Below are 8,602 nucleotides of genomic sequence, written 5' to 3'. Positions count from 1 at the left end.
GTGGACCAAGACCGCCGACCAGATCCTCGACCGCATCTGCCGCTACTGCGACAGGATCTCCAAACCAGGTCACTAGGTAGTCTCGTTCGGCTCTTGTCGGCCCGGCAACAGCCGGACGAGTCGGCCTAGGCCGGTCGGACGGCGAGTTCCCGTACGGCGACCGCCCGGAAGGCGTGGGGCGGGCGGCCGGTGAGGCGGTGGACGGTGTCCGTGGTCCGGTCCTCGGCTCCTTCGGCGATGGACCGGTCCATCCCGGCCAGCATCGCGGCGAACGCCGGCGGGACGGCCGCCGCCAGGCGGTCGCGCATGGCCTCGTAGGTCAGGTGGTGGTGGACCACCTGACGCCCGGTGACCTCGGTGAGGAGGGCGGCGATGTCGTCGTGGCTCAGTGCCTCCGGTCCGGTGAGGACGAGGTCGGTGTCGGGCGCGCGGTCGTCGGTGAGGGCGCGGGCCGCGACGGCGGCGATGTCGTCGGCGTCGACGAATCCGACGCGGCCCGTCCCGGCCGCGGTCAGGATGACGCCGTCGGCCCGGATGCTGTCGGCGTGGGCGTGGGCGCCGGTGAAGTTCTGCATGAACCAGGAGGGACGCAGTACCGCCCATTCGTCGAACAGGCCGGGCAGGGCCCGGTGGACCTGTCCGGCCGCCGGGCCGCCCTCGGGGATCGCCGAGGAGCTCAGCAGTACGGCGCGGCGTACGCCGGCGGCGCGGGCCCGTTCGAGGAAGGGCAGCATGACCGCCGCCGGGTCCGGATCGCCGACGGGTGGCACGAGGTAGACGCTGTCGGCCCCCGCGACGGCGTCACCGAAACAGGTGGGGTCGTACCAGTCGAAGCGGACCGGCTCGGCGCCCGGGACCGGTGCGGCCCGGCGGCTGCCGGCCTTGACGCGCCGGCCGGCGGCGACGAGGTGGGCCGTGGTGCGGCTGCCGGTGGTTCCGGTGGCACCGATGACCAGGGTGGCGGGGGTGGTCGGGGTGGCAGGAGTGGCGGGGGTGGTGGGAGCGGTACGGGTGCGGGCGGTGGCGGTCATCGGGCGCTGCTCCTGGTGGGATGCGTGGTGAAGGCCGCCCCGGGTTCCTGGACGGCAAGGGGGTTCCAGTAGTCGCGGTACGAGGTGAACCGCCCGTCCTGGACGGTCACGACGGCGATGTAGGTCATGTCGAAGGGGTTCCCGGTCGCGACCAGCCGGCCCACTCCGCGCATCTCGACCACGATGGTGCTCGGGTCGGTGGTCTCGTGGATCAGCAGGTCGGGGAAGTCGTGCAGGTCGATGTGGTCGGGATAGTCGCGCATGTAGGCGGCGACGGCCTCCCGCCCCTCCAGCCGCCGGGGCCAGCCGGCGGGCGCGAAGGGGAACTCCATGACGCCGTGCTCGGCCCACAGGCCGACCCAGGAGGCGATGTCCTTGTCCAGGAGCAGGCGGAGGCCGTGGCGGTACAGATCCGGGGGTGAGGTGGTCGTGGGCACGACGGTTCTCCGCCCACTACGATACGGACCGACGGTCCGCTTCTCTTGCCGAAAGATACGGACCGTTGGTCCGTTTCGCAAACGGGAGGGAACCCGATGACCGTCGAACGCAAGCCGCGCAAGGACGCGGTCCGCAACCGGGCGGCCGTCTTCGCCGCCGCCGACACCCTCTTCGCCCGGTGCGGGAGTCCCGAAGAAGTGACCATGGCCGACATCGCGGCAGCGGCCGGCGTCGGCAAGGCGACGCTCTTCCGCGCCTACGGTGACCGCAACGGGCTGATCCGCGCGCTGTACCAGGCACGGCTCGAACCGATCACGGAAGCGGTCGAGCGAGGCCCGCAGCCGCTGGGCCCGGCCACACCGGCACCCCTGCGCGTACCGGCCCTGCTCGACGCCCTCCTGTGCTTCAAGCTCGACAACCGCCACCTCGCCCTGGCGTTGGAGGGAAGCGGCGCCGACAGCCCCTACCGGACCGAGCACTACAAGCACTGGCACACGCTGCTCCGGGACCTGCTGCGGCTCGTCCCCGGTCCGGCCGACACCGACTTCACCGCCCACGCCCTGCTCGCGGCCACCCGGGCCGATCTGGTCGCGTATCTGGCCGGCGAGAAGGACGTACCCCGCGAGGAACTCCGGGCGCAGTTGGCGGGCTTCACCGCCGCGGTCCTCGACGCCCGTGCGGGATGAGGGACGGCCGCGGGTGCTGCTCCGGGTCAGCCCGGAGGTGTCGGCCGACACCCATGAGGCGATGCTCACCGGGCAACGGGGCTCGAAGTTCGGGCTCTACGTCCCGGACACGGTGCGGGCCGCCGCCCAGCGGTCCGTGATCAGCGTGGCCTGCTCCCGCAGCGCCTCGATCAATTCCTGGGCGGCGCCGGCCGAGGTGGACCGCAGTACGGCGACGCTGATCTCCCGGGCGAGCGCGGGCGTGGCCAGGGGCCGCACGGCCAGGTCGGGGCGGTACGGCCCCAGAGCGAGCCGCGGGACGAGGGCCACGCCCGTCCCCGCGGCCACGAGGCCCTGGACCACCGCGTAGTCGTCGGTGCGCATCACGTGCAGGGGCTCGTACCCCTCCTGGCCGCACGCCCATGCCAGCACACGATCGCAGGGGTCGTGCGGGTCCGCGGCGCCCACCCATGCGGTGTCCCGCAGTTCGCCGAGGGAGACCTGGTCCCGCGAGGCGCAGGGGTGGTCCTCCGGCATGACCAGGAGCAGCGGATCGGACAGCAGCGGGTGCACTTCGAAGTGCTCGTCGAGGTCGAGGTTGTCGCCCGGCTGCGAGAAGACGAGGGCGGCGTCGAGTTCCTTGGCCCGCAACCCGCGCAACAGCAGGGGAAGCTCGCCCTCGGTGAGCGAGATGTGGACGCCTTGCTGGTGGAGGCGCTTGACCGCGGGCGCCAGCAGGAGGGCGCCCGCGGTGGGGAACGTACCGATGTGGAGGGTGCGCATGCCGCGCTCGGCGAGGTCGCGTACCTCCAGCTCGGCGTGGCGCAGGCGGTCGAGTACGGCCTCGGCGTGCGGCAGCAGGGCCTCACCGAGCTCGGTCAGGGTGGCGCCGCGCGGTCCGCGCTGGACGAGCTGGGCGTTGAAGTGGGCTTCCAGGGCGGCCAGATGGTGAGTGATCGTGGGCTGGCTGTAGTGCAGGGCGCGGCCGGCCGCGGCGAGCGAGCCCTCCTGCGCGATGGCCCGGAACACCTGGAGCTGCCTGACGTCAAGCATATAGACATCGTATGGAGGGGTAACGAAAAGTCCACCATTCCTCGATGGCTGGACGACTGCCACGCTCCGGGGGTGAACATGCGAACCACCGATCACCGCACCCCCTCCCCCTCCCCCATTCCAGCCCCTCCTGACGGCGGTCAGCTGTGTGCCCCGTACGCCGAGGCGCTGCTGCGCCACGCGGGACGGGACTGGCTGAGGCTGAACGTCCCCGGCCATGCCGCGGCCCCCGGATCGGATCTCGCCGGTCTCTTCGGTTCGCGGATCACGGCCCTGGACTTCCCGCCGCTGCTCGACGGCATCGACCTCGGCCGGGACACCCCGCTGGACAGGGCGTTGGCGCTGGCGGCCGAGGCCTGGGGCGCGCGGCGGACCTGGTTCCTGACGAACGGGGCCTCGCAGGGCAATCAGATCGCCTCGATGGTCGCCCCCGCCCTCGGACGCACGCTCGTCGTGCAGCGCAGCGTGCACTCCAGCGTGATCGACGGACTGGTGCTTTCGGGTCTGGACGCCGTCTTCGTCCAGCCGTCCGTCGACCCGGAGCAGGGCATCGCCCACGGTGTGACCGCCGCGGACGTGGCGGAAGCGCTCGAACGGACACCGGACGCGGCCGCCGTGTACATCGTGTCCCCGAGCTACTTCGGCGCGGTCGCCGACGTACGCGCCATCGCGGACACCGCCCACGCCGCAGGGGTATCGCTGATCGTCGACGAGGCGTGGGGATCGCACTTCGGCTTCCACCCCGGTCTTCCCGCGAACGCCCTCTGCGCGGGCGCGGACCTGGCGACGTCGAGTACGCACAAGCTGGCGGGCAGCCTGACCCAGTCGGCGATGCTCCATCTGGCGGAGGGCCCCTTCGCGGACCTGCTCGAACCGCTCGTGGACCGGGCCTTCCGGCTCGTGCAGTCCACCAGCGCGAGCGCGCTGCTGACCGCTTCGCTCGACCTCGCCCGAAGGCGTCTGGTCACCGCCGCCGACGCGACGGGCGGCTCGATCGAGGCCGCTGATCGGGTACGGGGCGCCGTCCGCGCGCTGGGCCGCTTCAGGCTGGTGAGCGACGGGTTCCACGCCTTTCCCGACATCGTCGGAGCCGATCCGCTGCGCATCGCGATCGACACCCGGGCCGGCGGGATCACCGGCCACGAAGCCAGGCGCCGGCTCTTCCGGGACCACCAGATCATGGTCGAGGTGGCGACCGACGCGGCGATCGTCGCCGTGATCGGTGCGGGGTCGATCCCGGACACCGACCGGTTCGTCGAGGCCTTGCACACCCTGCCCTCCCCGCTCACCACCGACCCGGCCGGTGCCGGCGTCGGCACCGCCGCAGCCGCAGCCGCAGCCGGGATGCTGCGGCTGCCGGCCCCCGGTGCCACGAAGCTGACCGCCCGCGAGGCGTTCCTGAGCCCGGCCCTGGTCGTGGCCGCGGAGGAGGCCGTCGGTCGGATCTCCGCCGACACCCTGGCGGCGTACCCGCCGGGCATCCCCAACGTCCTGCCGGGCGAAGTGATCACCGCCGAGGCCGTCCGGTTCCTCCAGCGGACCGCGGCCGCGCCGAACGGCCATGTCCGCGGCGCACTCGACCTGGGCGTGACGCGCCTGCGCGTCGTCGCCTGAGACCGACCCGCACGCACCCCTGAAGGGCAGTCGCAGTGACTGACAACATCGGCACGTGTCTCGCCAGGGCGGTGTCGTACGCCTTCTCCCAGGGCGACGTGCGCTGGGTGACCGTGCCGGAGAAGCTCTTCGACGCCGGCGTCCCTGGGCCGTCTCTTTCGGATCTCGTCGGGTGGGCCCGGGTCGTCCGGTGCGGTGCCTCGCAAGGCGGAGGGGCGCCCGTGTACCGGCCGTACTCGGGTGCCCCGACAACGCGGCGAGGTGCCGTGCCGGGCGGGCCGGGCCCGGCAAGATCCGGAAGAGACGGCCTAGCCCAGCAGTCGGCGCTTCTGCTCGGCGAACTCGGTCTCGGTCAGCACACCCTGTTCCTTCAGGGTGCTGAGCTGCTTCAGCTGCTCGATCTTGGTGGTCATGTCGTCGGCCGGCGGTGCCGCGGCGGGCGGCGGAGGCGGCGGCGGCGCTTGCTGCTGGGCCTGCTGCTGGGTCTGCTGCTGCTGCGCTTCCTGCTGCGCCCATCGGCCGCCCTGGCGGCGGGACACTCGGTTGGACACCGCGGTGGCGGTACCCGCGATGACGGCGGTGCGGGCGACCCCGCGAAGGAGTCCGGGCATGATGCTCATCTCCAGGCTGTGGGGGCTTCACTCTCCGGCGGGCGGGTCCTCCAGGGCGTCCAGCGACGCCAGCAGGGCCTGCACGGGAATCCGTCCGGCGGCCACGAGCTGGGCTCCGCCGCGGCGCAGGGCACGGGCGAACGGCGCCGCCCAGGTGTTCTCGTAGACGATGACCCCGGCCGAACTCCCGGGTTCCAGGGCGGCGGCTGCCTCCTGGATGTCGCCGCCGTCGAGCAGGCCGGACGACGCGCCCTCGAACACGGTGAGATCGATCTCGCCGCCGAGGTCCTGGAGCTCCAGCGCGGTCACCGTGCCGTCCTCCTCCTTGCGGATGAAGGCGAAGTCGAAGATGCGGATGATGCCCCGGTCGACGAGGTCGACGAGGATCGGGAACCCCTCGCCCGTCATTCGGTTGCCCGGGAACTCGACCACGATGTAGTCGACCGGGCCGAGTTCGTCGATGTCGCCGAAATCGGCTCGCGGCTCGGTCTCGCTGCTCATGGCAGCTCCTGTCGGAGAGGGGGGAAGGTCTTTTCATTCCAGCACGCTGCCCGCTCCCCCGCACGTCTGGCCGGTCCCACCGGCCCCCGGGCCGGTCAACCGGTCAGCTCGTAGATGCTCTGCCCGGTCAGCCACAGCCCGAGCAGCAGACAGACGAACACGATGGCCTCGTCCTTGTGGCCCTCCATCCAGGCGCGCATCCGCAGCAGCCGGTCCTGGGCGGCCTCCGGCGCGAACACCATGTACAGCTCCGCGGCCAGCAGGCCGGAGCTGGCCAGCAGGCAGAAGCCGAACAGGGCGATGAACGTGGTCGCGTGCGAGGTGTCGGCCTCGATCACGGTCGTCGCGCCCGCCGCGACCATGCCCCACGGCTGGATCAGCACGGCCAGGCCCGCCGCGGCCCACACGGAGCCGACCTCCACGCGGGAGGGCTCCGCGGTGGCGTCCTGGGCCGCTTTCCCCTTCATGCGGCGGTAGCGGCGTGCTCCGTAGACCACCAGTCCCACCCCGATGGCCAGCTTGGCCGCGAGTGCCGCCAGCCCGGGCGGGGAACGGGGCGACGGGGGTTGGCCGCCGGTCAGCGCCAGCACGATCGCGATCACTGCGACGAGGTTGGCCAGCCAGGCCAGGAGGAAGGCCAACCCCTTCCACACCCCTCTGGTCGAGGACACCACGAGGATGAACGCCATCATGGGCAGCGGGTAGAGGGCGATGGCCAACGCGATGAGCATGAGGTCGAGGACCATGGCGCCCCAATCGTGCGATGACATACGACACTACGCACCAGGCGGGGCGCCGACACCTTTTGCCCATCGAGATGCCGCCTTGGTCCGCGTCCACCAACCTGGACGCAGACGAAGGAGGCCGCCATGACGACGACCCGGCATCGGCCGTCCGTGCCGTACGCCGCTGCGGGCCGCTGATGTGGTCGGAGAGCAAGGCACGGTGGCGCAAGCGCTCCCGGGAGCTGGTCGCGGCCGCCAAAGGGGCGCAGGAGCGGGCCGAGACCCGGTTCCCCGTGATCACCAATGTCACGGAGCGCATGATCGGCGTGAACATCTTCGACTCCGCCACCCGGCTGGCCGCCCAGTGCTTCCTGACCGCCGTACCCCTGCTCTTCGTCGTCGCCTCGTTCGCCCCGGAGGAGGTACGCGACCAGCTGGTCTCCTCCGTACGCACGATGTTCGGGCTCACCGGTCAGGCGAACGATCAGCTGAGCAACATGTTCGACGGCTCCGGCGAGGACGACCTCCGCAACGCGGTGGGAGGGGTCGGCGCCGTGATCGTGCTGCTGTCGGCGACCGCGGTGAGCCGTGCCATGCAGCGGCTGTGCAAGCGTGCCTGGCAGATCCCGCGGGGCGGGACGCGGGTCGCGATCTGGCGCTGGTTCGCCTGGATCGCCGCCTGGATGGTCCTGCTGATCTTCCAGGGGCCGGTTCGCGACGGATTCGGACTCGGCCTGTGGCTCGGGATCCCGCTCACGCTCCTGCTCCAGACGGCGGCCTGGTGGTGGAGCCAGCACCTCCTGCTGGGCGGGGTGATCGGATGGCCGCCGCTGCTGCCCGGGGCGCTCCTCACCGCCGCCGCGGTGACCGTGCTGTCGCTGGGCGCACGGTTCTACATGCCGGTCGCGCTCAACCGGGCGCTCGCCACGTACGGGTCCACGGGCTCGGTGTTCGTCATCCTGTCGTGGCTGATCGTGCTGTGCGTGGCGGTGGCCATCGGCGTCACCCTGGGCGCCGCCCTTGCGCAGGAGCCGTACCTGGCCCGGCGGCTGGGCAGCCCGGTGCCGAGCGGCCTGCGGCAGGAGAGTCGCTGAGAGACCGTACGGGCGCCCGTGGGGCAGCGGTGTGGGGTGAGCGCCATGCTGGTGAACAGGGGTCCTGGTGGCCGGGAGGTCAACGACGATGACGAAGCGCGACGCGACCTCGGCCACGACGAGGACCTCTGCGGGCGGCGGTCCACGGCTCTCCCCCGAGGACCGGGCCGCGAAGGGCCGGGCGGCCCGGACGGCCGCCCCGAGATCCGCCCACGGGGACTTCGAACCGTCGCCGGACCGGGCGGACCCGATGGACGTCATCGAGCGGCAGTCCGCCACCCGGCTGCAGGAGCTGGTGCCGATCCGCTACGGCCGGATGGCGGAGTCGCCGTTCCGTTTCTACCGGGGCGCCGCCGCGATCATGGCCGGTGACCTGGCCGGCACACCCGTGAGGACCCACTGATCCTGCAGGCCGAGGAGGCCGGTGACTCGGTGCTCGCCGCGTACGCGGGGCCCAGCGAGTACGCCACCGGGGGCGAGCGGGTCGTGGCCGGTCAGCGGCTGATGCAGGCCGCGAGCGACATCTTCCTCGGCTGGCAGCAGACCCACGGGCTCGACCACGTCGAACGCGACTTCTACGTACGCCAGCTGCGCGACTGGAAGGGAATCGCCGAACCCGCCCGGATGGTGCCGCGCGGCATGCGGGTCTTCGCCTCGCTCTGCGGCGTGACCCTGGCGCGGGCGCACGCCCGGTCCGGCGACCGGATCGCCGTCGCGGCGTACCTGGGCCGTGGCGACGTCTTCGACCAGGCGCTCGTACGGTTCGCGGAGAGCTACGCCGACCTCAACGAGCGGGACCACCAGCGTCTCGTGGACTCCATCGCGTCCGGCCGGGTGACCGCCGTCCCGGCCTGACCCGGGCCGGGCCGA

At 72.1% G+C, this 8,602-nt stretch carries 9 protein-coding genes and 1 pseudogene; 4 read left to right on the top strand and 6 right to left on the bottom strand.

All coding sequences use genetic code 11. From position 1 onward, the window contains the following. Nucleotides 1–125 precede the first annotated feature (125 nt). Nucleotides 126–1,031: an NAD(P)H-binding protein gene (locus AB8A24_RS08850; protein WP_369475280.1), complete on the bottom strand. Its 906-nt coding sequence runs from the start codon at nt 1,029–1,031 to the stop codon at nt 126–128. Further along, on the bottom strand, nt 1,028–1,468 hold the full coding sequence (locus AB8A24_RS08845) for a nuclear transport factor 2 family protein (protein ID WP_328964818.1): 441 nt from the start codon (nt 1,466–1,468) through the stop codon (nt 1,028–1,030). The genes AB8A24_RS08850 and AB8A24_RS08845 overlap by 4 nt, the downstream gene beginning before the upstream one ends. Nucleotides 1,469–1,564: 96 nt before the next feature. Between AB8A24_RS08845 and AB8A24_RS08840 the strand changes: the two genes are divergently transcribed. Continuing rightward, entirely contained in the window at nt 1,565–2,155 is a 591-nt protein-coding gene (locus AB8A24_RS08840) for a TetR/AcrR family transcriptional regulator (RefSeq protein WP_369475279.1), read from the top strand. A gap of 96 nt (nt 2,156–2,251) precedes the next feature. Here AB8A24_RS08840 and AB8A24_RS08835 read toward each other — a convergent pair whose 3' ends face one another. Further along, a complete protein-coding gene (locus tag AB8A24_RS08835) occupies nt 2,252–3,187 on the bottom strand; it encodes a LysR family transcriptional regulator (protein WP_369475278.1) in 936 nt (311 codons plus the stop codon). A 78-nt stretch (nt 3,188–3,265) separates the two neighbouring features. On the opposite strand from AB8A24_RS08835, the gene AB8A24_RS08830 reads away from it, so the two are divergent. Then, nucleotides 3,266–4,801, top strand: a complete 1,536-nt coding sequence (locus AB8A24_RS08830) for an aminotransferase class I/II-fold pyridoxal phosphate-dependent enzyme (RefSeq protein ID WP_369475288.1) — start codon at nt 3,266–3,268, stop codon at nt 4,799–4,801. A gap of 308 nt (nt 4,802–5,109) precedes the next feature. On the opposite strand, the gene AB8A24_RS08825 is transcribed toward AB8A24_RS08830, so the two are convergent. The 3 genes from AB8A24_RS08825 to AB8A24_RS08815 all read right to left on the bottom strand — a co-directional run bounded on the left by AB8A24_RS08825 (nt 5,110) and on the right by AB8A24_RS08815 (nt 6,659). Further along, entirely contained in the window at nt 5,110–5,412 is a 303-nt protein-coding gene (locus tag AB8A24_RS08825) for an SHOCT domain-containing protein (RefSeq protein WP_369475287.1), read from the bottom strand. A 27-nt stretch (nt 5,413–5,439) separates the two neighbouring features. Beyond that, entirely contained in the window at nt 5,440–5,913 is a 474-nt protein-coding gene (locus AB8A24_RS08820) for a DUF6325 family protein (RefSeq protein ID WP_051763726.1), read from the bottom strand. Between the two features lie 95 nt (nt 5,914–6,008). Further along, a complete protein-coding gene (locus AB8A24_RS08815; RefSeq protein ID WP_369475286.1) occupies nt 6,009–6,659 on the bottom strand; it encodes a GAP family protein in 651 nt (216 codons plus the stop codon). 17 nt (nt 6,660–6,676) lie between these two features. On the opposite strand from AB8A24_RS08815, the gene AB8A24_RS08810 reads away from it, so the two are divergent. Both AB8A24_RS08810 and AB8A24_RS08805 read left to right on the top strand, forming a co-directional pair. Then, entirely contained in the window at nt 6,677–7,732 is a 1,056-nt protein-coding gene (locus AB8A24_RS08810) for a YhjD/YihY/BrkB family envelope integrity protein (protein ID WP_369475277.1), read from the top strand. 88 nt (nt 7,733–7,820) lie between these two features. Then, nucleotides 7,821–8,587: pseudogene (locus tag AB8A24_RS08805) on the top strand (DUF2252 family protein). Nucleotides 8,588–8,602: the final 15 nt, after the last annotated feature.

The sequence above is a fragment of the Streptomyces sp. BF23-19 genome, assembly GCF_041106355.1.
GTDB classification, from domain to species: domain Bacteria; phylum Actinomycetota; class Actinomycetes; order Streptomycetales; family Streptomycetaceae; genus Streptomyces; species Streptomyces virginiae_A.
Note: the sequence above shows the minus strand (reverse complement) of the source record. Positions and strands in the feature narration are given on the sequence as shown.